Origin of the sequence: uncultured Sphingomonas sp. (genome assembly GCF_913062585.1) — a bacterium.
Lineage (GTDB): Bacteria > Pseudomonadota > Alphaproteobacteria > Sphingomonadales > Sphingomonadaceae > Sphingomonas.
Genome location: NZ_CAJXWX010000009.1, coordinates 94442 through 118109, shown reverse-complemented (window position 1 = coordinate 118109; position 23668 = coordinate 94442). Strand labels below are relative to the sequence as shown.

At 67.5% G+C, this 23668-nt stretch carries 18 protein-coding genes; 10 read left to right on the top strand and 8 right to left on the bottom strand.

The genetic code is table 11. The features are described from left to right. Positions 1 to 39: 39 nt before the first annotated feature. Both QZ546_RS08435 and QZ546_RS08430 read right to left on the bottom strand, forming a co-directional pair. The gene (locus QZ546_RS08435) at positions 40 to 669 is read right to left on the bottom strand and encodes a hypothetical protein (RefSeq protein ID WP_294236147.1); all 630 of its coding nucleotides are present in this window, start codon (positions 667 to 669) and stop codon (positions 40 to 42) included. A gap of 357 nt (positions 670 to 1026) precedes the next feature. After that, the gene (locus tag QZ546_RS08430) at positions 1027 to 2262 is read right to left on the bottom strand and encodes an N-acetylmuramoyl-L-alanine amidase (RefSeq protein WP_294236146.1); all 1236 of its coding nucleotides are present in this window, start codon (positions 2260 to 2262) and stop codon (positions 1027 to 1029) included. 487 nt (positions 2263 to 2749) lie between these two features. On the opposite strand from QZ546_RS08430, the gene QZ546_RS08425 reads away from it, so the two are divergent. The 6 genes from QZ546_RS08425 to QZ546_RS08400 all read left to right on the top strand — a co-directional run bounded on the left by QZ546_RS08425 (position 2750) and on the right by QZ546_RS08400 (position 11837). Then, positions 2750 to 5407: an Rne/Rng family ribonuclease gene (locus QZ546_RS08425; RefSeq protein ID WP_294236145.1), complete on the top strand. Its 2658-nt coding sequence runs from the start codon at positions 2750 to 2752 to the stop codon at positions 5405 to 5407. Between the two features lie 364 nt (positions 5408 to 5771). Beyond that, positions 5772 to 7874, top strand: a complete 2103-nt coding sequence (locus QZ546_RS08420) for a TonB-dependent siderophore receptor (protein ID WP_294236144.1) — start codon at positions 5772 to 5774, stop codon at positions 7872 to 7874. 185 nt (positions 7875 to 8059) lie between these two features. Then, positions 8060 to 9406, top strand: coding sequence for a M48 family metalloprotease (locus QZ546_RS08415; RefSeq protein WP_294236143.1), 1347 nt, complete (start codon positions 8060 to 8062; stop codon positions 9404 to 9406). After that, the gene (locus QZ546_RS08410) at positions 9406 to 10113 is read left to right on the top strand and encodes a DsbA family protein (protein ID WP_294236142.1); all 708 of its coding nucleotides are present in this window, start codon (positions 9406 to 9408) and stop codon (positions 10111 to 10113) included. The genes QZ546_RS08415 and QZ546_RS08410 overlap by 1 nt, the downstream gene beginning before the upstream one ends. Before the next feature lie 33 nt (positions 10114 to 10146). Further along, on the top strand, positions 10147 to 11079 hold the full coding sequence (locus tag QZ546_RS08405) for an ABC transporter ATP-binding protein (RefSeq protein WP_294236141.1): 933 nt from the start codon (positions 10147 to 10149) through the stop codon (positions 11077 to 11079). Beyond that, a complete protein-coding gene (locus QZ546_RS08400; RefSeq protein ID WP_294236140.1) occupies positions 11076 to 11837 on the top strand; it encodes an ABC transporter permease in 762 nt (253 codons plus the stop codon). The genes QZ546_RS08405 and QZ546_RS08400 overlap by 4 nt, the downstream gene beginning before the upstream one ends. 124 nt (positions 11838 to 11961) lie before the next feature. Here QZ546_RS08400 and QZ546_RS08395 read toward each other — a convergent pair whose 3' ends face one another. After that, complete coding sequence (locus QZ546_RS08395) at positions 11962 to 12684, bottom strand: CPBP family intramembrane glutamic endopeptidase (protein WP_294236139.1); 723 nt, start codon at positions 12682 to 12684, stop codon at positions 11962 to 11964. Positions 12685 to 12861: 177 nt separating this feature from the next. Further along, a complete protein-coding gene (gene glpX, locus QZ546_RS08390) occupies positions 12862 to 13824 on the bottom strand; it encodes a class II fructose-bisphosphatase (RefSeq protein ID WP_294236138.1) in 963 nt (320 codons plus the stop codon). A gap of 153 nt (positions 13825 to 13977) precedes the next feature. On the opposite strand from glpX, the gene QZ546_RS08385 reads away from it, so the two are divergent. Both QZ546_RS08385 and QZ546_RS08380 read left to right on the top strand, forming a co-directional pair. Beyond that, a complete protein-coding gene (locus QZ546_RS08385) occupies positions 13978 to 14721 on the top strand; it encodes an ATP-binding cassette domain-containing protein (protein WP_294236137.1) in 744 nt (247 codons plus the stop codon). Next, positions 14718 to 16259 (top strand): glycine betaine ABC transporter substrate-binding protein, encoded by a 1542-nt coding sequence (locus QZ546_RS08380; protein ID WP_294236136.1) that lies wholly within the window; start codon positions 14718 to 14720, stop codon positions 16257 to 16259. The genes QZ546_RS08385 and QZ546_RS08380 overlap by 4 nt, the downstream gene beginning before the upstream one ends. Before the next feature lie 451 nt (positions 16260 to 16710). Here the strand turns inward: QZ546_RS08380 and dapD are convergent, their stop codons facing one another. Both dapD and QZ546_RS08370 read right to left on the bottom strand, forming a co-directional pair. After that, on the bottom strand, positions 16711 to 17538 hold the full coding sequence (gene dapD / locus QZ546_RS08375) for a 2,3,4,5-tetrahydropyridine-2,6-dicarboxylate N-succinyltransferase (RefSeq protein ID WP_294236135.1): 828 nt from the start codon (positions 17536 to 17538) through the stop codon (positions 16711 to 16713). A gap of 2 nt (positions 17539 to 17540) precedes the next feature. Further along, positions 17541 to 18203, bottom strand: a complete 663-nt coding sequence (locus QZ546_RS08370) for a pyrimidine 5'-nucleotidase (RefSeq protein ID WP_294236134.1) — start codon at positions 18201 to 18203, stop codon at positions 17541 to 17543. 135 nt (positions 18204 to 18338) lie between these two features. Between QZ546_RS08370 and QZ546_RS08365 the strand changes: the two genes are divergently transcribed. Continuing rightward, complete coding sequence (locus QZ546_RS08365; protein ID WP_294236133.1) at positions 18339 to 20633, top strand: S8 family peptidase; 2295 nt, start codon at positions 18339 to 18341, stop codon at positions 20631 to 20633. Between the two features lie 49 nt (positions 20634 to 20682). Next, positions 20683 to 21684 carry an LLM class flavin-dependent oxidoreductase gene (locus QZ546_RS08360; protein ID WP_294236132.1) on the top strand — a complete coding sequence of 334 codons (1002 nt, stop codon included), beginning with the start codon at positions 20683 to 20685 and terminating at the stop codon, positions 21682 to 21684. Positions 21685 to 21703: 19 nt separating this feature from the next. Here the strand turns inward: QZ546_RS08360 and QZ546_RS08355 are convergent, their stop codons facing one another. Further along, complete coding sequence (locus tag QZ546_RS08355) at positions 21704 to 22192, bottom strand: hypothetical protein (protein ID WP_294236131.1); 489 nt, start codon at positions 22190 to 22192, stop codon at positions 21704 to 21706. A 112-nt stretch (positions 22193 to 22304) separates the two neighbouring features. Next, positions 22305 to 23660 carry an ATP-binding protein gene (locus QZ546_RS08350; protein WP_294236155.1) on the bottom strand — a complete coding sequence of 452 codons (1356 nt, stop codon included), beginning with the start codon at positions 23658 to 23660 and terminating at the stop codon, positions 22305 to 22307. Positions 23661 to 23668 lie beyond the last annotated feature (8 nt).

The following is a 23668-nucleotide window of genomic DNA, read 5'->3' as shown; positions in this document are numbered from 1 at the left end:
TTACGCCGATCGCGCCAGGGGAGCCAGAGCGCGTCGCGATCAGACGAAGCGCGCCAAGTCCTCCTCCGCGCGCATCCCGGCCCGAAGCGCCCAGACGGTGGCATAGGCGGCGCTGGCCATCAACAGCGGGAGCAGCGTTATGTTGAAGTCGATCGTGAAGTCCAGCAGCGTGGGCCGATCGACACCGAGCAGGAGCACCGCGGACAGTAGGAACTGTTTGAGCAACTGCGTCACCGCCAACAGGATCGCGGCTCGGCAGGCCCACCGCAACCACGGCAAGGCGCGGACCAGCCCCTGCCCGCCCTGGCGCCCCATCATCCGGAATGCCATGCCAAGCGACAGCAACAAGGCGGTGGTCGGACCGAACGCGATCAGGTTGACCACCGCCAGCGCGATCCGCACGCCGGGCCTCGCGACCCAATCGACATAGTGCCGATGCATGACGGGATCGGCGCGAACCGCAGCGCGCGATGCGTCGGGCAGCAGGTTCATCGGATCGGAGGCGTCATGGCAGGGCCGTGGCAGGTCGCACTCGATCGACATGCCCGGAACGAGACTGTTGGTGGCCGTGGACACAACCAGCATCAGGGCGATCAACAGGAAGCCCATGCCCATCCACCGGATGGTACGCGCCTTCTTGTGCGAAAGAGAATAATTGCTGGACGCCATCGACCGCCTGCCAAATGCCGGAGATCGCCAGCCTTACCGTGCGGCAAATCCATGGTGCAACCGCCGTTTCGCCATCCGCGACCGAAATCGAGCCCATGTCGCGCGCCAGCGCCCATACCGATGGCGACTTGAGATGGCATGTCGACATGGCAGCGCGAGACGGGATGGAGGGGCGGGGCAATGGCGACGACTTTGCGAATATTTGCTGCGGTGCTCATATGGCTCGCAATTTCGCCTGTCATCGACGCGGCCCAAACGCCGCCGGGCCCCGTCTTGCGGCTGCAGTCGGTGCATGATCGGACCGTCGAGGGCGAACGCGCGATACCCTGAGCAGCGGAGAATATCGGCTTCGATCGTTTATCGCGCCGCCATCCGCCTGGCGAAATGCACCTCGACCGCCTGCAGCACCGCCCTGGCGATCCGCTCGCGACCTTCGCGGCTGTCCAGGAACGCGGCGTCCTGCATGTTCGAGATATAGCCCGTTTCGAACAGGATCGACGGCATGTCGGGCGCCTTCAGCACCATCAGCGAGGCCATGCGGTGGAAGGTCGGCTTGACCGGGATCAGCGGCTGCGCCTCGCGGCCCAGCAGGCGCGCGAAGCTGGCCGAGGCGTTCATCGTCTCGCGCTGTGTCAGGTCGATCAATATGGTCGAGACGTCGCTATTGCCCCCTAGGTCGACGCCCGCGATCACGTCCGCCTTGTTCTCGCGCGCCGCCAGCCGTGCGGCCTCCTTGTCGGAGGCGACGTCGGACAGGGTATAGGCGGTCGCCCCGCGCGCTTCGCCCGCCCCGGCGCTGTCGCAATGGATCGAGATGAACAGGTCGGCGTGCAGCCGCCGCGCAATGCCGTAACGCTCGCGGTGGAGGATGTAGCGGTCGTCCTCGCGAGTCAAAGCGGCGCGCACCCGGCCACTCGCGACCAGCGTGTCGCGAATCTGCTTGGCGATGGCCAGCGTCACGTCCTTTTCGCGCAGGCCCGTGACCGGGTTGATCGCGCCGGGATCGACGCCGCCATGGCCTGCGTCGATCACCACCAGCGGCCGGTTGTCGGCGCCCTTGACGCGCGGCAGCGGCAGGCTGCGCGCCGCAGTCGGCACCGGCACGGTCAGCGTGTAGGCGGGTTTGCGCTGGAAATGGAACGGGAAGAAATCGAGTCCGCCCGCAAAACTCGCCTGGGTATAGCCCTGATTCACCGGTTTCAGCGTCAGCGACAATTGCCGTGCGTCGTCGTCGAATCCACCGTCGAAGATCGTCGCGCTCTGCGACAGCGAGAAGGTCAGCCGGGTGACGCCGGGCCGGATCAGCGTCTGCTCCAGGCCGCGCACCGCACCACTGCGCACGCTCAGCCGTCCTGGCGAGGCGCCGGTCACGTCGATCGCCACCCGGCGCTGCTCGCCCAGCATCACGCTGCGCGCGCGCTTCACGGGCGCATCGAACCGGATGATCAGCTGCGCCCCGCGCACCACGACCTTCTGCACCGTCGCCGCCCATGCACCGACGGGTGCGAACAGCCCGAACAGGAGAGAGAACAGCATCAGCACGACCCGGCCACATTGCCGTGCGCGCCTGCCGCTGGTCCAGCGAAAAGCCATCGTACCCAAACCCTTTTTCGCGATCCTGGGGATCGAAGGGTCGGCATAGTGGCCCGCGGCTGACAGCAGGCTTTCAACCATTGGTTAACCGGCAATTCGGCATTTTTTGGCCGCCAAAACCGGCGGTTTCCCGCCTGTTGCGGAAACGTTTCGATGATGCTAGCACGTCATCGGACCCCGGCCTCGATCACCTCTCCCAACCGATCGGGACGGGGCCATCTCTACAGGACCGGGATTGCGAGAACCCTCGCCCGGGCCAACCAGGTTGACGCTCGCATGACGCATATGATCCACCCCGCTGACCGACCGGCCTTTGCCGGTGGGATCGCGGTGTCGTGGGTCCGCCCCGGCCCCGTTGCCGGTGCTGCGACTGAGAGCGGCACGCTTTCCGTTTTTTCCAGCGGACCGGCGCCCCGCGCCGCCGCCCATCCTATTTACCGCGCGCGACGGCTGCCACAGGGCCCGGCGCGCGCGTGGAGACTTCATAATGACCACGCGTATGCTGATCGACGCACGCCACCGGGAAGAGACCCGGGTGGCCGTCGTCAAGGGTAACCGGATCGAGGAATTCGACTTCGAGTCCGCCGAGCGCAAGCAGCTCAAGGGCAATATCTACCTCGCCAAGGTGACCCGCGTCGAACCGTCGCTGCAGGCGGCGTTCGTCGATTACGGCGGCAACCGTCACGGCTTCCTGGCCTTTTCGGAAATCCACCCCGACTATTACCAGATCCCCAAGGAAGATCGCGAAGCCCTGCTGCGCGAAGAGGCCGAACACGCCGCCGAAGAGGCCGCCCTTCGCGCCGAACTCGATGCCGAGGACGACGAGGATCACGACGATCATGAGGATGACGGCGACCATGCCGACGACCACCATGACGACGAGGACGGTGAGGCCGCGCCCCGCCCGAAAAAGTCGACCGTCAATGACGACCAGGTCGAGGCGTTGCGCCAGCGTCGCCAGAATCTGCGCCGCCGCTACAAGATCCAGGACGTCATTCATCGCCGCCAGGTGCTGCTGGTCCAGATCGTCAAGGAAGAGCGCGGCAACAAGGGCGCGGCGCTGACGACCTACCTGTCGCTGGCCGGTCGCTATTGCGTGCTGATGCCCAACACGTCGCACGGCGGCGGCATCAGCCGGAAGATCTCGAACGCGGCCGACCGCAAGCGGCTGAAGTCGATCATGGCCGATCTGGCGCTGCCCTCGACCATGGGCTGCATCGTCCGCACCGCAGGGCTGCAGCGGACCAAGACCGAGATTAAGCGCGACTTCGACTATCTGGCGCGCCTGTGGGACGGCATTCGCGAGAAGACGCTGCACAGCTCGGCGCCCGCGCTGATCTATGGCGACAGCGACCTGATCAAGCGCGCGATCCGCGACATCTATAATCGCGAGATCGAGGAAGTGATCGTCGAGGGCGAGGAAGGCTATCGCCAGGCGAAGGAATTCATGCGCCTGCTGATGCCGACCCATGCGCGTCGGGTGAAGCAATATGCCGACGCCGTGCCGCTGTTCCAGCGCGCGCATGTCGAGGACCAGCTGGCCGCGATGTATAATCCGGTCGTCCAGCTGAAGTCGGGCGGCTATCTGGTCATCAACCCGACCGAGGCGCTCGTCTCGATCGACATCAACTCCGGCCGTTCGACCCGCGAGCATAATATCGAGCAGACCGCGACCGCGACCAACCTCGAAGCCGCGCAGGAAATCGCGCGCCAGCTGCGTCTGCGCGATATGGCGGGCCTCGTCGTCATCGACTTCATCGACATGGACAACAATTCCAATGTCCGGAAGGTCGAGAAGGCGATGAAGGAGGCGCTGAAGAACGATCGCGCCCGCATCCAGGTCGGCCGCATCTCGTCCTTCGGCCTGATGGAAATGAGCCGCCAGCGCCTGCGCACCGGCGTGCTCGAAGCCTCGACCCGCCCCTGCCCGCATTGCGAGGGCACCGGCCTGGTCCGCACTGCCTCGTCCTCGGGCCTGTCGGCGCTGCGCCTGATCGAGGACGAGGCCGCGCGCGGTCGCGGCTCGATCCTGACGCTGCGCGCCAGCCAGGAAGCGGCCGTCTATGTGCTGAACCGCAAGCGCGCCGACATCGCCGAGATCGAGGATCGCTACGGCGTGACCGTCGAGATCATCCCCGACCGCGAGGAAGAGGGTGCGCGCATGACGGTCGAGGCCTCGGGCCCGCCGCCGGCTTATGCGCCCAAGATCGACATGCTCCTGCCCGTCGAGGAGGATGAGGACGATCTGATCGACGAGATCGAGGAAGAAGAGGACGAGGAAGAGGCCGAAGAGGCCGTGACCGAAGCACCGGCCCAGCGTGAACCGCGCGAAGACGGCGACGGCGGCCGCAAGCGCCGCCGTCGCCGTCGCGGCCGCCGCAACCGTGGCGGTGCCGAGGGTGGCGAAGGCGCCGAGGGTGAAGAAACCTCGGACGAGGTCGAGGACGAGACCGCCGACGAGGTGGCTGAGGACGAAGCCGCCGAGCCGGTCGAAGCGACCGACGCCGAAGCGCGCGAAGGCGGTCGCCGTCGTCGTGGCCGTCGCGGTCGCCGGGGTGGTCGTCGGGCCGAAGGTGGCGCGAACGACGCCATCGAGGCTGGGGCCGACACGACCGCCGACGAGGATGCGGCGGATGAGCCGCTGACCATCGCCGAGCCGATCGAGGCGGGCGACGCCGCTCCGGTGACGACGCCGCTGGCGATCGCCGAGGTCGAGGCGAGCGAGGCCCCCAAGACCCGCCGCCGTCCGCGTGCCCGCAAGGCTGCGCCGGTCGTGACCGAAGCGACCGAGACGCCGGTGGCCGAGGAAGCGCCGGTGGCCGAAGCTCCAGTGGCCGAGCCGGAAGCGCCCGCCAAGCCCAAGCGCGTTCGCAAGAAGGCCGCGCCCAAGGTCGCCGCCGAGCCGGTCGCCGACGAAGCCGCGCCGGTGGTCGAGGCTGAGGCGGAAGCGCCGGCCGAAGCCTCGGTCCAAGCCCCAGCCAAGCCCAAGCGCGTCCGCAAGAAGGCCGCGCCCAAGGTCGCCGCCGAACCGGTCGCCGAGGAAGCCCCGGCCGCCGAGCCCGCGCCCGCGGAGGAAGCGACCGAGGAAACCCCCTCGTCGGACGCTCCGCGTCGCGGCTGGTGGCAGCGCACCTTCGGCGCCTGACCGCCCTCACGACACGCGCAAAGACGCCCTCCTTCCCCGGCGGAAGGAGGGCGTTTTTCATGGGCGGTGTAACCGCTGGGGTGCAGGAGAATGCGGAAGGAACCAGGGCCAGGATGCCCATCCCATGGGCCTGGTCCGTCGTTCCAACCCGCCATTCCCGGTCCTGCCACAGCCGGTAGTCAGCTCTTTCGGAGGGCCGGAACCGAACGAGTGTCGATCGGACCGAAGCGCCCGATTTCCCTCGGATACGACTCCGACCGATTCAGGAAATACCGCCCCCGGCCTTCCACCAATAAAACATATATTGCGACTCGGTATCATTATCATTATTGCGCCTCCGAAATATCAACGGGGGCACATATTCATGAAGGCTATCATTCTCGCCGGCGTTGCGCTGGCGGCACTCGTCGGTTCGCCCGCATCGGCCGCTGCGCCGGACGATCGCAACGACCGCGCGTCCGCCGAGACGAAGGCGGAGGACCAGCGGGAGATTCTGGTCGAAGGCCGCCGGGACGAGACGTTCGCCGCGACCAAGACCGAGACGCCGCTGATCCAGGTGCCGCAGCCGCTCACCGTCATCACCGATGACGTCTATCTGGCGCAGGGCGCGATCAACATCGCCGATACGGTCCGCTATGCCGCCGGGGTCAACTCCGACGCCTATGGGCGCGATACGCGCGTCGACACCTTCACGATACGAGGCGTCAATGCGCTGCAGTTCCGCGACGGTATGCGCGACATCTTCAGCTATTATGCCAGCATCACCGCCGACCCCTATAACTTCTCGCGAGTGGAGGTGGTGCGCGGTCCCGCCTCGGTTCTGTTCGGCCAGGGTTCGATCGGCGGGATCATCAACCTTGTGTCGAAGACGCCGCTGTTCACCAACAGCGCGGACCTAAACCTCGTCTATGGCAGCTACGACCGCAAGGAAGTGCTTGCCGACGTGAACGCCAGGCTGGGCGATACGCTGGCGGCGCGGGTTGTCTTGCGGGCCCGCGATGCCGATACCTATGTCGACCATGTCCCGGACGACCGGGTGATGATCGCACCCTCCGTGACGTGGCGACCGGGCACCCGCACGGACATCACCCTGCTTGGCCTCTATCAGGACGACCGGAGCGGTTCGACGCCCAACTTCCTGCCGGTCGTCGGCACGCTGCGTGACAATCCCGGCAATCCGCGCCTGCCGCGCTACCAGTTCATCGGCAAGCCGGGCTATGATCGCTATGACGGACGGCTGCTGCAGGGGTCGGGCATCGTCACGCACCGCTTTACCGACGACCTGAAGCTCAGCCTGAAGGCGCGCTATATCGACAGCGACGTCGATTACTTCACCCACTACGTCAACAGCTACAGCAATCCGACCGATCCCTATATACCGGGCAGCAACGGGCGGCGCGTCGGGCTGTATGCAGGATCGTCGCTGGCACGGCTGGACGTGTTCTCGACCGACAATAATATCCAGTGGCGCTTCGACACCGGCCCGGCGGTCAAGCATACGCTGCTGGCCGGTGTCGATTACAGCTGGAACCAGGTTCGCAAGAGCGACAATTACGGGTTCCAGATCATCGACCTCTACAATATCGACTATGGCGCGATCGTCGAGCCGCCGCTCGTCGCCCCTTTCAACCGCGATACGCAGAAGCAGCTCGGCCTCTACGTCCAGGATCAGATCCGGCTGTGGGACCGCGTGTCGGTGGTACTGGGCGCGCGGCGCGACCGGGTGCGCGGATCCAGCCTGAACACCGCGACCGGAACGACCAGCCATACCACCGATACCGCCACCACCTTCCGCGCAGGCATCATCGGCGAGGTCGGGGCGGGCCTGTCGCCCTTCGTCAGCTATACGGAAAGCTTTCAACCGATCGCGGGCCGGACCACCTCCGGCATTCCCTTCCGCCCGCAGACCGGCCGGCAGTTCGAAGGCGGCGTGAAGTGGCAGCCGGACAGGGCCACGCTGGTGACGCTGACCGGCTTTCATATCAAGGAACGCAACCGGCCCGTCACCGATCCCACCAACCCGCTCGGCCAGATTCAGGCCGGCACGCTGACCACCAAGGGGTTCGAGGTGGAGGCGACGCGCACCCTGCCGGACCATTACGACCTGTCGCTCGCTTATGGGTTCAACGATGTCGATGGCGACACGGGCGAGATCGGCTATCTGTCGCGTCACACCGCATCGGCCTGGGGCACCAAGACAATCCCGGGCGATTGGGCGACGCTGCGGCTGGGTGCGGGCGTGCGCTATCTCGGCGAGCAGGTGTCGAGCAATGCCGCATGGACCCTTGTCACGCCCGCCCGCACGATGGTCGACGCGCTGGTCGAGCTGGAGCGCGACCGCTGGCGCCTGCGTGTCAACGCCACCAATCTGCTCGACAATCGCGCCTATGCCTCGTGCCTGGCCCGCGGCGACTGTTTCGTATCCGCCCCACGCAACGTGATGGTGTCGCTGGGCTACCGGCTATAGGCCTTGGCGCCGGGCGACCGTGGCGGGGCCGCCTGGAAAGGCGGCAATCGCCCGGTCGCTCGTCACGCCCTCATGCATCTCCCTCGTTCGTCCGGCGTTCAGCCACCGCGTGCCACAGCCGCCCCCTTGCGTCATGAAACGCAAAGCCGGTTGTGTCCCGCCGCCGACCCGTCGATAGAGGAAGCATGAAGCGTCTGATCGCCGCCTTCGCCGCCACCGCCCTGCTCTGGGCGCAGCCGGCCGCCGCGCAATCGATCCTGCGCGACGCGGAAACCGAATCGCTGTTCGCCGACATGGCCGCGCCGATGATCAAGGCGGCCGGGCTCTCCCCGCGCGACGTGAAGATCGTCCTGATCAACGACGATTCGATCAACGCCTTCGTGGCGGGCGGGCAGATCGTCTATGTCCATTCGGGGCTGATCCAGGCGGCGGACAATGTGAACGAGGTGCAGGGCGTCGTCGCGCACGAACTCGGCCACATCGCCGACGGCCATGTGATCCTGAGCGAACAGGCGATGAAGCCCGCCATGAAGATGCAGCTGCTGTCCATGGTCCTGGGCCTGGCGGCGGTCGCGATGGGCGGCGGTGCCGCGGGCATGGGCGTGATGGCGGCGGGCCAGCAGGCGGCGATGAACAACGTCCTCGCCTTCAGCCGCAACCAGGAATCGGCCGCCGACGCGGCGGGCGCGCGCTATCTGACGACGGCGGGCGTCACCGGCAAGGGGATGCTGAGCTTCTTCAAGAAGCTGCAGAACCAGCAATATCGCTACGGCTATACCAACATCAATCCGTTCGCGCAGACCCACCCGCTGTCGTCCGTGCGTATCCAGTCGCTGACCGCCGATCTTCAGGGCTCACCCGCCTGGAACAAGCCGGTCGACCCGGCCCTGCAGGAACGGTTCCTGCGGGTGAAGGCCAAGCTGTTCGGCTATGTCTCGCCGCCCGAGACGACGCTGCAGAAATTCCCGGACAGCGACCAGAGCGTCTATGCGCATTATGCCCGCGCCTATGCCTATCACAAGGCCGCCTATCCCGAGAAGGCCGAGGCGGAGGCCAATGCCCTGATCGCCAAGGATCCCAAGGACCCCTATTTCGAGGAGATCCAGGGCCAGATCCTGCTGGAATCGGGCCGGCCGCAGGACGCGCTGGCGCCCCTGCGCGCCGCGACCATGGGATCGGGGCAGAATGCGCTGATCGCCACGACCTTCGGCCATGCGCTGATCGCGACCGAGGACAAGCGCAACCTGCCCGAGGCGGTGAAGGTCCTGAAGGTCGCGGTGCAGCGCGATGAGGACAATCCCTTCGCCTGGGTCCAGCTCGGCACCGCCTATGAGGAGCTGGGCGACACGCCGCGCGCCGCGCTGGCCACTGCCGAGCGGGCCAGCATGATGGGCGACAACCGCACCGCCATCCAGAGCGCACGCTATGCGATGGCCAATCTCACCCCCAATACGTCCGAATGGATTCGGGCGCAGGATATCGCCATGACCTCTGCCGACGCCGCCGCCAGCACCAAGAAGAAGCGCCGCTGATGGGGCTGAAGACATTGGCCGCCGTGGCGGTCTTGGGCGGTCTGGTCGGCGGCGGCGCCGCCTTGGCGCTGGCGCCCATGGTCGCGCCCCATGCCGCATCGGGCGACAGCGTCCGCGCCTATCTGCTCGACCATCCCGAGGTCATCCCTGAGGCGATGCAGCGGCTGCAGGATCGCGAACAGGGCAAGGCGGTGGCGGCGACCGGCGGCAACCTGACCAAGCCGTTCGGCAGCGCCTATACCGGCAACCCCCAGGGCGACGTGACGCTGGTCGAATTCTACGACTATAATTGCGGCTATTGCCGCGCCAGCCTGCCACTGCTGAAGCAGTTGACACAGGCCGATCCCAAGCTGCGGATCGTCTATCGCGAGCTGCCGATCCTGGCGCCGTCCAGCCGTGCGGCGGCGCGGGCCAGCCTGCTCGCCGCGGCGCAGGGCAGGTTCGCCGCCTTTCACGACGCGCTCTATGCCGGTGGCCCGGTCAGCGACGCGACCATCGCCGCCGCCGCCGCCAAGACGGGCGTCGACATGAGCAAGATGGCCGCCTTCCAGCCCCAGGCGGATGCGGAGATCGCCCGCAATCTGGAGGCCGCCGGGCGGCTGGGCCTGACCGGCACGCCCAGCTGGATCGTCGGCAACCGCGTCCTGTCCGGCGCCCTGCCGATCGAGGAATTGCAAAAGGCCATCGCCGCCGCGCGAAACGGTTGATAAAGCGGCAGTCCTGCAACGGGGAACTGCCGCATGACCGACCCGATCCTGTCCGTCGAGGGCGTGACCAAGACCTATAAGGGCGACGTCACCGCCCTCCAGCCGGTCGATCTGAGCATCCGGCGCGGCGAAATCTTTGCGCTGCTCGGGCCCAATGGCGCGGGCAAGACGACGCTGATTTCGATCGTCTGCGGGATCGTCACCCCTTCGGCGGGGAGCATCCGCGTCGACGGCCATGACGCGCTTCGCGACTATAAGACCGCGCGGCGCAAGATCGGGTTGGTGCCGCAGGAACTGTCGGTCGACATGTTCGAGCGGGTCATCGACACGGTCAATTTCAGCCGGGGCCTGTTCGGCCGCGCGCCCAATCCGGCCTATATCGAACAGGTGCTGCGCGACCTGTCGCTCTGGGACAAGCGCCACGCCAAGCTGATGGAGCTGTCGGGCGGCATGAAGCGCCGCGTGCTGATCGCCAAGGCGCTGTCCCACGAACCCGACCTTCTCTTCCTCGACGAGCCGACGGCGGGCGTCGATGTCGAGCTGCGCCGCGACATGTGGCAGCTGGTCCACCGCCTGCGGGAACGCGGCGTCACCATCATCCTGACCACCCATTATATCGAGGAGGCCGAGGAAATGGCCGACCGGGTGGGCGTGATCGCCAAGGGCCGGCTGCTTTTGGTGGAGGAAAAGGCCGAGATGATGAAGAAGCTCGGCAAGCGCGAAATGGTGCTGACGCTGGCCGAGCCGATGGCCGCGATCCCGCCGGAACTGGCCGAATGGCAATTGACGCTGGAGGATGAGGGCAAGCGGCTTCGCTATATCTTCGATGCCCGCGCCGAGCATACCGGCATCCCCTCGCTGCTGCGCAAGCTGGGCGACAGCGGTATCGGGTTCGTCGATCTGGAAACCTATAAATCCTCGCTAGAGGATATCTTCGTCGATCTGGTCGAGGGGACGCGCGCATGAACCTGCATGGCATCTGGGCGATCTATCGCTTCGAAATGGCGCGGTTCCGGCGGACGGTGTGGACCAGCCTGATGGTGCCGGTCATCACCACGACGCTGTATTTCGTGGTGTTCGGTACCGCGATCGGATCGGCGATGAACCAGGTTTCGGGCGTGCCGTACGGTGCGTTCATCGTGCCGGGGCTGATGCTGCTGTCGATCTTTTCGGAAAGCATCCTGAACGCCAGCCTGGGCATCTACATGCCCAAATTCACCGGCACCATGTACGAAATCCTGTCCGCACCGCTGTCGCCGATCGAAACGGTGCTGGGCTATGTCGGGGCGGCGGCCAGCAAGTCGATGGTGATCGGCCTCGTCATCCTCGCCACCGCCTATCTTTTCGTGGATCTCAGCATCCTGCACCCGGTGGCGATGCTCTTCTACCTGTTGCTGGTCGCGGTGACCTTCTCGCTGTTCGGCTTCGCCATCGGCATCTGGGCGCGCGGGTTCGAGCAGCTGCAGGTCATCCCGCTGCTGATCGTTACCCCCCTCACCTTTCTGGGCGGGGCCTTTTACTCGGTGAAGATCCTGCCCGAACCGTGGAGGACGGTGACGCTGTTCAACCCGGTCGTGTACCTCATCAACGGCTTTCGCTGGACCTTCTTCGGCACCTCGGACGTGACGCCGGGGGTCAGCCTGGGGGTGACAGGGCTGTTCCTGCTGGCCTGCCTGGCCTGGATCGGCTGGATCTTCCGCACCGGCTGGCGGCTGAAGAACTAAACGCATTCCTCCCCTGCAAGGGGAGGTGGCAGGCGAAGCCTGACGGAGGGGTGTCCCGTTCTCGATAGGGCGACACCCCTCCACCAGCTTCGCTGGTCCCCCTCCCCTTACAGGGGAGGAAAATTCAGGCTCGCCCCACCCCACGCATCAGCGGCGTCACGACCAGCCCGTTCAGGTCGACCAACGTGTGGACCAGCATCGCCACCCATAACGCGCCGGTCATCAGGTATAGCCCGGTCATCACCGCCCCCAGCGCGGTGGTGGCGAGGGTCCCCGCCCAGCCCTGATAACGATGCATCGCCCCGAACAGGATCAGCGAGGCGGCAAAGCCGATCCATGCCTGCCCGGTGACGACCGCGACCAGCAGCGGCAGATACAGGCGAAAAAACGCCTCCTCGCTCACCCCCGCCATGATGCTGAGCGTCGCAGTATATTTCAGCTCGCGCCGGTTGCGGGGCAGCAGCGCCGAAACATCGCCCAGCGTCCGCCGCCCGCGCATCCGCGCCAGCAGCGCGCCCGCGATCAGGCCGCCCACCGCGCCGCCGACCAGCATCGGCACCATCGCCTTGGCATCGCGGAAGATCGGCGGCATCGCGCCCGCCAGCGCGGCGAACTCGCCCGGCATCGCCGCCAGCTCCCCGAAGCGCCCGAGCAGCGCCAGCCCGACCACCACCGGCAACGCAAAGACCAACGCCGCGCGTACCAGCCACAAGCGGAACCGCATCCGCCGCGAATGGCCGTCATCCAACGTCTTGAAACGCCGATATCCGGCCAGGTCGCCCTTCTGGAACCACCAGACTCCCACCAGCGCGGCGAGCAGAAGGAGGGCGGCTAGAGGGGAAGCCATCAGGGACATCCCCCCATCACCGCATCCCCTCTCTCTCTCCCGCCCGTTCGCGCTGAGCGAAGTCGAAGCGCACGCCCGGCATTCGCGGCCTGGCGACGCCTGCCGCTTGGCCTTCGACTTCGCTCAGGCTGAACGGCGGTTTCGTGATGTTTCGGGAATGACCATCCCGCCGTCCCATCACAACCGATGCTGCCCCTTCACCCAGCGTACCGTTCCCGACGAAGCGCGCATCACCACGCTATCGGTCGTCATCACCTTCGCATGACGCTTCACCCCCGCCAGCAGCGAACCGTCGGTCACGCCGGTCGCCGCGAAGATACAGTCGCCCTGCGCCAGCTCGGTCAGGTCATATTGCTTGTCGAGGTCGGTCACGCCCCATTTATACGCCCGCGCGCGCTCGGCGTCGTTGCGGAACAGCAGGCGGCCCTTGAACTGCCCGCCGACGCAACGCAGCGCGGCGCAGGCCAGCACGCCCTCCGGCGCACCGCCAGAGCCCATATAGACGTCGATCGTCGTCTCCGGATCGGTCGTCGCAATCACGCCCGCCACGTCACCGTCGCCGATCAGCACCACGCCACAGCCGAGCGAGCGCAATTCGGCGATCAGCCCCTCGTGACGCGGCCGGTCGAGGACGCAGACGGTGATGTCGCCCGGCTTCACCCCCTTGGCCTCAGCAATGGCGCGGATATTGTCGCTAGGGCTGCGGTCCAGGTCGATGGCGCCCGCCGGATAGCCGGGGCCGACCGCGATCTTTTCCATATAGACGTCCGGCGCATTGAGCAGATGCCCCTTCTCGGCGATCGCCAGCACGGCCAGGCTGTTCGGCCCCGCCTTGGCACAGATGGTCGTGCCCTCCAGCGGATCGAGCGCAATGTCGATTTCGGGGCCGTTGCCGGTGCCGACCTTCTCACCGATGAACAGCATCGGTGCCTCGTCACGCTCGCCCTCGCCGATGACAACGGTGCCGTCCATGTCGAGCTCGTTGAGCGCGGCACGCATCGCCTCGACCGCTGCGGCATCCGCCGCCTTCTCGTCGCCGCGCCCGACCAGGGTCGAGGCCGCGATCGCCGCCGCCTCGGTCACGCGCACCATTTCGAGAACGAGGACACGGTCGAGAACCTGGCTGGCGGTCTGGGTCATCTTACTCTCCTGACGGCCTTTTGGCGGCCGCTTGTTGAACATGTTTTACGCGCCTTATCGCCTGGCGTCGGGAAGGCATAGCCCCGAATCATGACGGGTTGAGGCGGAATGCGCCCATCCCGCGTTAAGGCCCGCGTGGATCCGACAGACCCCATGATTATCCTTGACGGCGTCAGCCGCCGCTACGGCGCGGTGGCGGCCGTCGATCAGGTTTCGCTAAGCATCGAACGACACGCCTTCGTCGCGATGGTCGGCGCGTCGGGATCGGGCAAGTCGACCCTGCTGCGGATGATCAACCGGTTGGAAGACCCGGACGAAGGCCATGTCCGCATCGACGGGCGCGACGTCGGCGCGGAGGCGGCGCCGGCATTGCGGCGGCGGATCGGCTATGTCTTTCAACAGCATGGCCTGTTCCCGCACATGACGGTCGCGGCGAATATCGCGATCGGCCTGCGCATCGCCGGGCGCGCGATGGGCAACCGGGTCGGCGAACTGCTCGATCTGGTCGACCTGCCGCGCGACGTGGCGGAGCGGATGCCCGATGCGCTGTCGGGCGGCCAGCGCCAGCGGGTGGCGATCGCCCGCGCGCTCGCCACCGAGCCGCCGATCCTGCTGCTCGACGAAGCACTGGGGGCACTCGATCCCGTCACCCGCGACGCGGTGGCGGGGCGGCTGGTCGAGCTGCACCAGCGGCTGGGACTGACCACCCTGCTCGTCACCCATGACATGGCCGAGGCGCTGCTGACCGCCTCGCGCGTGCTGGTCATGGAAAAGGGCAGGATCGTCGCCGACGCGACACCGGCGCAACTGGTCGCCGGGCAGGGTGGCGAGGCGGCGCAGGCGCTGATGGCGGTGCCCCGGCATCAGGCCGAGCGGCTGGCGGCGCTCGCCCGGTGAGCGCATTCCTCGACGCCCTTGCCCGCGTACCGCCGCTGCTCGCCCAGCATGTGCTGGTCAGTATGGCGGCGCTCGCGCTCGGCATCCTGATCGCCGTGCCGCTGGCCTTTGCCTGTGCGCGGCGGCCGGGGCTGTCGCGCGTGGCCCTGGGCTTTGCCAGCCTGGTCCAGACGATCCCGGCGCTGGCGTTGCTCGCCCTTTTCTTTCCGGTGCTGCTCAGCCTGTCGGGGCTGGTCGGCGGTGGGATACCCGCGCTGGGCTTCCTGCCCTCGCTTCTGGCGCTGACGCTCTATGCGCTGCTGCCGATCCTGCGCAACGGCGTGACGGGACTGCTCGGCCTCGATCCGGCGGTGTTGCAGGCCGCCGATGCGGTGGGCATGACGCGGGGGCAAAAGCTGCGGCTGGTCGAGGCCCCGCTGGTCGCGCCGGTGCTGGCGGCGGGGATACGGACCGCGGCGGTGTGGACGATCGGGGCCGCCACCCTGTCGACCACCGTGGGGCAGCCCTCGCTCGGCGACCTGATCTTTGCCGGCCTCCAGACCCAGGCCTGGGCGCTGGTGCTGGCGGGCTGTTTCGCCGCCGCCGCGCTGGCGCTGACGGTCGATGCGCTGATCGGGCTGATCGAACGCGGGCTGGCGACGCGGCGACGCGGGCTGTGGATCGGCGGGTTGATCGCACTGGCGCTCGGATGTGCGCTGGCGACGCAGCCGCTCTGGCCGCGCGGCGGACAGGCCCGCCAACAGGTGGTGATCGGCGCGAAGAACTTCTCCGAGCAATATATCCTCGCGCGCCTCATCGGCGACCGGCTGACGCATGCAGGTTACGATGTCAGCTATCGCGACGGGCTGGGTTCGACCGTGGCCTTCGAGGCGACAGCGGGTGGCCGGGTGGATGTCTATGTCGATTATGCGGGCACGCTGTGGACGACCGCGATGCACCGGCACGACTCCCCGCCCCGCGCGGCGATGCTGGATGCGCTGAAGGACTGGGCAGCGACGCGCGACGTCGCGATGCTCGGGCCGTTGGGGTTCGAGAATGCCTATGCCTTTGCGATGAAGGCGCCGCTCGCGCAGCGGCTGGGCGTGCGCTCGCTCGCCGATCTGGCAGGGCGCGCGCCGGGACTGAAGCTGGGCAGCGACCTGGAGTTTCTCGACCGGCCCGAATGGGCGGCGGTGCGCGATGCCTATGGCTTACGCTTCGCGAGCATGACGCCCTATAGCCCGACCTTCATGTACCGCGCGCTGGAGAGCGGGCGGGCGGATGTGATCTCGGCCTTTTCCTCGGACGGGCGGATCGCGGCGGAGCGGCTGACGGTGCTGGGCGACCCGAAGCGGGCCATCCCCGGTTATGACGCGGTACTGCTGGTGGCGAAGGACCGGGCGGGGGATGCAAAGTTCGTGGAGGCGCTGCGGCCGATGCTGAACCGCATTCCGGTCGAGGCGATGCGCGAGGCGAATTACCGGGTCGATCGGGATGACGCGGCGAAGGAAAGCCCCGAGGCGGCGGCGCGGTGGCTGGCGAAGCGGGTCGGACTATAGTGTTGGTTCACGCGAAGCCGCGAGGACGCGAAGTAGAAAAGATTTTGTTCGCGCGGAGGCGCGGAGAACGCGGAGGGGTATCGCTTCGGGCGGACATCCCGTTTTCATCATAGGCCGGGGAAGCAATATTGAGGCTGCCGCCGGGCGAGACACCTCTGCGTTCTCCGCGCCTCCGCGCGAAACCCATTCTTCTTGGCGGCTTCGCGTGAAGGATTAAGTCCCTGCCGTAAACAGGAGGGGTTTGGGGAGTGTAGGGTGTCTCACCGAGCCTATCGCCCGTGGCCTTCCCTCCCCCATCCCCTCCCGCCTGCGGGAGGGGCGTGCCAAGCGGAGCCGGCAGGACCTACACCTCCAATGCATCCTTCTTCCCCTCCCGCAAGCGGGAGGGGATCGAGGGGAGGGCATGGGGTCTCACCGAGTCCGTCCGGCCCCGATCAGGCCATAGGTCCGATCAATCCCGCAGCAGGTCGTTGATGCTGGTCTTCGACCGCGTCTGCGCGTCCACGCGCTTGACGATCACCGCGCAATACAGCCCCGGCTTGCCGTCGACCGAGGGGGTCGAGCCCGGTACCACCACCGAATAAGGCGGCACATGGCCCCGGAAGACCTCGCCCGTCTCGCGGTCGATGATCTTGGTCGAGGCGCCCAGATACACGCCCATCGACAGCACCGCACCCTCGCCGACGCGAACGCCCTCGGCGACTTCGGCGCGGGCGCCGATGAATGCGCCGTCCTCGATGATGACCGGATCGGCCTGGAGCGGCTCCAGCACGCCGCCGATGCCCGCACCGCCCGACAGGTGCACGTTCTTGCCGATCTGCGCGCAGCTGCCGACCGTGGCCCAAGTGTCGACCATCGTGCCCTCACCGACATAGGCGCCGATGTTCACGAAGCTGGGCATCAGGATCGCGCCCTTGGCGACATGCGCGCCGCGCCGCACGACCGAGCCGGGCACCGCGCGGAAACCGGCGGCGCGGAAGTCCGCTTCCGACCAGCCGCTGAACTTCGACGGCACCTTGTCGAACCAGTGGCCCGCACCCGGCCCATTGTCGATCAGGACATTGTCGTTCAGGCGGAACGACAGCAGGACCGCCTTCTTCAGCCACTGGTTGACGGTCCAGCCGCCATTGCCGTCGGGCTCGGCCACGCGGGCCTCGCCCCGGTCGAGCAGCGCCAGCGCGCGGTCGACGGCAATGCGCTCCGGCCCTTGCGTCGCAAAGCCCAGCTCGGCCCGGTTTTCCCAGGCGGCGTCGATGGTGGCGGCCAGGTCCTGGCTCATGGTCATTCCTCCAATATGCTGGTCAGCCACGGCGTCAGCGCGTGGACGGTATAGTCGATATGGTCGCGGGCGGCCTCGGGCCCCTGTTCGGAGCCGTTGTCGACCCACACGGTCGTCATCCCGATCGCCTTGGCCGGGATCAGGTTGCGCGCCATGTCCTCGAAGAAGATGGCACGGGTCGGGTCGATCCCGAACGCCGAACACAGCCCCGCATAGGCGGATGGCTGCGGCTTGGGGACCAGGCCCATGGCGGTGATGTCGTGCACCGCCTCGAAATGGCTGCCCAGCCCCAGTCGGTCGAGCACCTTCAGCGCATAGGGCTTGTCGCCATTGGTGAAGACCAGCTTGCGCCCCGGCAGTTTCGCGATCGCGGCGGCGAGCGGCGCGTCCTCCTCCAGCACGTCCATCTCGATATCATGAACATAGGCGAGGAAGGCAGCGGGATCGACGTCATGCTCGGCCATCAGCCCGGCCAGGGTGGTGCCGTGCGCGTGGAAATAGGCCTTTTGAAGACGAAATGCCTCGTCGCGGTCGACGCCCAGCAGGTCGCCGACAAAGGCGGTCATGCGCCGGTCGATATGCACGAACAGATCGGCACTCGCCGGATAGAGCGTATTGTCCAGATCGAAGATCCAGGCGTCGATATGGGCAAGCGCGGGCAGCATCGGGGCCAGCGTTTAGGCGGGCGGGGCCGGGGTCGCAAGCCGTCCCGCGCCGGTCCGCCCGCCGCCCCGCGAATCCCGCTTCGCCTGGCCCGCAATGGGCCGTATGACGGACGCAAAGCCAGGGACTTGGGGGCGATGGACACAGGGGTGGGTGGCAACAGGCGGCACGCGCGCACGGGACGCGTCGTCAGGATCGGCACGGCGGTCGGCGTGACGAGCATGATGCTGGCGGCCTGTGGCGGGGGCGGCGGCGTCCAGTCGACCCCGACTCCGCCCAGCGCGACGCCGAGCCCATCGCCCGCCCCTTCCCCCTCGCCTTCGCCGACCCAGAATTACGACACCCCCGGCTATCGTGCGACCAAGGGCGCGGTGTCGATGAACGCGCTCGCCGCCTATCAGAAGGGCGCGACGGGCACCGGCATTGCCCTGGGCGTGATCGATTCGGGACTGGACACGCGCACCGGCCTTTTCGCGAACCGCATCTCCCCGGCCTCGACCGATGTGGCGGGCACGCGCGGCATCGGCGACGAGGACGGGCACGGCACCGCCGTCGCCTTCACGGCGGCGGGCGGGCGGGGCGGTACCCAGGCGCAAGGCGTAGCGTTCGACGCGACCCTGGTCGTCCTGCGCGCCGACGAGCCGGGCAGCTGTACCAGCAGTTCCGGTTCGAGTGGGCTGGGCGGCGCATGCAGCTATTCCTCGGACGCGATCGCGCGCGGGCTCGACGTCGCACGGACGGCGGGAGCGCGGGTCGTCAACATCTCGCTCGGCTCCAACGACACGCCGCCCGCCGCCCTGCTCGCCGCGATCGGGCGGGCAACGGCGGCGGGCATGGTGATCGTGATCGCCGCGGGCAATGACGGCGAGTCCAACCCCACGCTGCTCGCCCAGATCGCCAACAATGATTCGGTCGCCCGCGGCCAGGTGATCATCGCCGGGTCGATCGGCACCAGCGGCACCATCTCGTCCTTCAGCAACCGGGCGGGCCAGTCGGCGACGCATTACCTGACCGCGCTGGGCGAGCAGGTCGAGGCGCCCAACGCGACCGGCACCCGCTATCTCTGGTCGGGCACGTCCTTCGCCGCGCCGCAGATCAGCGGAGCCGCCGCCCTCCTCGCCCAGGCCTTTCCCAACCTGACCGGCGCGCAGATCGCCGACCTGTTGCTGCGCACCGCGCGCAGTCCGGCGGGCGGAGGCTCGGCCAGCGTCTATGGGCGCGGCACGCTCGACCTGACCGCCGCCTTCCAGCCGGTCGGCGCGATGAGCGTCGCGGGCACGACCGCCGCGGTGTCGATGGGCATCAACGCGCGCCTGTCGCCCGCCATGGGTGATGCGACGGCGAGCGGGCTGAGCCTCGTCGCGCTCGACGGCTATGCCCGCGCCTATCATGTCGACCTGTCCGGCACGGTGGCGCAGGCGAGCCCGCGTGCGCTGCTTTCGCCCGCGCTGCTCGGCCGGGTCGAGGGCGCGGTGGTCAGCGACGGCGCCCGGTCGGTCGCGCTGACCAGCGCGATGCAGATGCCGGGCGAGATGCGGCTACGTTCCATCGTGCCCGGTGACGCAAGCCCGCCCGGCCGCCGGATCGTCGCGGGCAGCATCACCCAGACGCTGAGCCCCGATACCGCCATCGGCCTGGGCTTTGCCAGCGGCGGCGATGCCCTGATCTCGGGATGGACCGGACAGGCGGGCGCGGCCTTTCTGCTGAGCGATCCGGGGTTCGGGGTCGACCGCGCCCCCATCGCGTCGGGCGCGATCCGGCACGCCTGGGGCGGGCTGGGCATCAGCGTGATGGCCGAAAGCGGCCGCTTCGCCGCGCCGGTCCCCGGCATGGTGCCGCCGCGATACGACCAGAGTGGGCTGACCCTGGACCGGCGGCTGGGCGATGTCGCCATGACGCTGGGCGTGACCCGGCTGGCCGAGCGCTCGACCGTGCTGGGCGGCTGGTTCGGCGGCGCGCTGGGCCAGGCGCATGGGCTGAGCTGGTTCGCCGATGCCGGTGCCCGCTGGCGCGACGCGGAGGGCTGGACGCTCGCCACGCGCTGGCGCAGCGGCTGGACGCGTGCGACTGGTGGCTTGGGCGATGGAATGCTGCAGAGCCGGTCCTGGTCGGTCGAGGCGGGCAAGAACGGACTATTCGGTCGCGACCGGTTCGACCTGCGCGTGTCGCGGCCGCTGCGGGTCGAGGCGGGCGGCCTGGACCTGCGGCTGCCCTCGCATTGGGATTATGCGAGCGCCACGGTCGATGGCTGGACGGCCGAGCGCCTGTCGCTGGCCCCGACGGGGCGCGAGCTGCTGGTCGAGGCGCGACACGGCGTGATGCTGGGCACGGGCGAGCTGTCGACGCATCTGTTCTGGCGGCGCGATCCGGGCCATATCGCGATGCTGCCGCCCGAACGCGGCGTGGCCGTGAAGTATGGCTTGACCTTCTGATACCCGGATTTGGCTGGCGGGGCGGGGCCTGCATCCCCATCTCCCTGTCATGACACACTATTCCCTGCTCGATCTGGTGCCCGTCATCGAGGGTGGCACCGTGGCCCAGGCGCTGGCCAATGCCGCCGACCTCGCCGCCCATGCCGAATCGGTCGGCTATCATCGATACTGGACCGCCGAGCATCATGGCATGGCGGGCATCGCGTCCGCCGCGACTGCCGTCGTGCTGGCCCATGTCGGCCAGGCGACGAAGACCATCCGCATCGGCGCGGGCGGCATCATGCTACCCAACCATGCGCCGCTGACCATCGCCGAGCAGTTCGGGACGCTCGACGCGCTTTTCCCCGGCCGCATCGACCTGGGCCTGGGCCGCGCGCCGGGATCGGACCAGCGTGTCGCGCGCGCGCTGCGCCGGACGCTGGACAGCGATCCCAACGCCTTCCCGCGCGACGTGATGGAGCTGCAGAGCTATTTCGCCGATGACGGACAGACGGGGATCGTCGCCACGCCAGGCGCGGGCGCCAAGCCGCAGATGTGGATATTGGGATCGAGCCTCTACGGCGCGCAACTCGCTGCCGCTTTGGGCCTGCCCTACGCCTTCGCATCGCACTTCGCGCCCGATGCGCTGGACGACGCGCTGGCCATTTATCGCCGCGATTTCCGGCCGTCGGCGGTGCTCGACAAGCCCTATGCCATGGCGGGATTCAACGTCTTCGCCGCCGATACGGATGAAGAGGCGGCGCTGCTGGCGAGTTCGCAACAACAGGCCTTCGTTGCGCTACGCACCGGCCGGCCGGGCAAGCTGCCCCCGCCCGTCCCCGGCTATCGCGAGAGCCTCGGCGCACAAGGGTCTGCGATCCTAGACCACGTCCTGTCCTGCTCGGCGATCGGTAGCCCCGCGACGGTGCAACGCCAGCTCGCGGCCTTCATCGAGCGGACCAAGGTAGACGAAGTGATGGTGGTCAGTGCGATCTTCGACCATGCGGCGCGCAAGCGGTCGATCGGCATCGCGGCGCGGGCGATGGAGGCTTTGGAAACGGTGGCGGCCTGATCGGGGCCGCCACCCCGGATCAGAAGCTGACCTTCACGCCCAGCGCGTAATAGCGGTCCCCCACATTGCCCTTCAGGCGTGCCTTGGTGCCGATAGGAAGGGCAAGCGTTCCATAGGGCCGTACGGAGTCGCTGCTGAACCGGGCGCCGCCGCCAAGTTCGTAGCCCTGCGGGAAGACATAGAGCGCCTCCGCCTTGGCATAACCCTTGAAAGCGATAGCCGCGCAATCGGACGTGTCGGTAAACTGCCCGTTCGGCGCACGGCAACGCGACTGACCGTTGCTGAAATAATCCGTGCGGTTCGGGTTGTTCTCGTCATGGTGGATGAAGACGCCACCGATCGGGCGCAGGCTGATCCGTCCGATATCGAACGCGTAACCCAATCCCAGTTCGCCGCCCCAGCGATCCTGCGCCCGCGCGCCATTGGCCTCGAGCACCAACGAGCTTGCCAGCGCGGGCGACGCCGCACACAGACCAACGACCATCGCCAGCCCCTTGAAGATATTCATGAAATTCCCCCGTGACCGATACAATGCGTATCGGCAGGGGCGGGCCGTTAACCGACCGGTGACAGGGCTGCAATCCGGGCAACAGCCGGATGGCACCGAAGCGGATCGAACCCTACCCCACCGCCGCCGGAAGCCTGAGCCGCACCAGCAGCCCGCCCAGATCCTCGCTTTCCTCCAGCGCGACGGTGCCGCCGTAGATTTCGGCCACGTCGCGAACGATGGCGAGGCCCAGGCCCGTGCCCGGCTTGCCCGTGTCCAGCCGGACGCCGCGGTCGAAAATGCGGACGCGTTCGTTCTCGGGGATGCCTGTGCCGTCGTCCTCGACCAGCATCTCGACAAAGCCGGCCTGGGCGGAGACGGTCACGAAGACGCTGCCGCCGCCATATTTGGCCGCGTTCTCGACCAGATTGCCCAGCATCTCGTCCAGGTCCTGCCGCTCGACATGCACGACCAAGTCCTTGGGGCCATCAATGTCGATGCGGACATGGCGATAGAGGCGGCCCACGGCGCGTTCGACCGACTGCAGGCTGGGCCAGACCTCGGCGCGGCTGTGCGCCGAGCCGCGCCGACCGACCGCGCGGGCGCGCGCCAGATGGTGGTCGACCTGCCGGCGCATCGTGCGCGCCTCGCGGATCACCGTCTCGGCCAGGTCCTCGGACTGGGCGGTCGCGGCGTTCATGATGACGGTCAGCGGGGTCTTAAGCGCATGGGCCAGATTGCCCGCATGGCGCCGCGCCTCCTCGGCCTGTCTCTCGTTATGCTCGATGAGCGCGTTCAACTCCTCGACCATCGGCGCGACCTCGTTGGGCATCGCGTCGGAGATACGGTCGGCTTTCCCGACCCGCATCGCGGCGATCTCCTCGCGCACCCGGCGCAAGGGATATAGGCCGTAAAAGGTCTGCATCGCCGCCATCAGGAGCAGGCCGACACCGAGCAGCGCGAAACTGCGGATCAGGATGCGGCGCAGGGCTCCGACCTGCGCATCCAATCCCGTCGTCCGCTGTGCCACCTGAAACCGCCAGCGCACATCGGAGCCGGGCAGCTTCACATCGCGTTCGACGACGCGCAGCTTTTCATCGGGAAACTGGGTGCTGGTATAGACGTGGATCGTATCGTCATTGTGCGGCGCGCCATAGGTCAGCCGCCGGTCCCAGAGCGAGCGTGACGCATAGGGCTCCAGACCGGGAGCAGATACCTGCCAATAAATGCCCGACCCCGGTTCGAGAAAACCCTGATCGGCCGGCTCGCGGCTAAACCAGACTTCGCCTTGAACGATTTGCGCCGATACCAGCATCGACTGGAGCACATAGGCTTGGCGATCGTCGAAATTCTGCGTGACGGCCGACACCAGCACCCGATCGAGCGCAAAGCCGCCGCCGGTCAGCAGGACCAGGATCCACCCAGCGGCGATCAGGATCATGCGGCGCGACAGCGAGCCCGTACGCAGCGTCGGGCGCGAGATGATCATATCCGTCA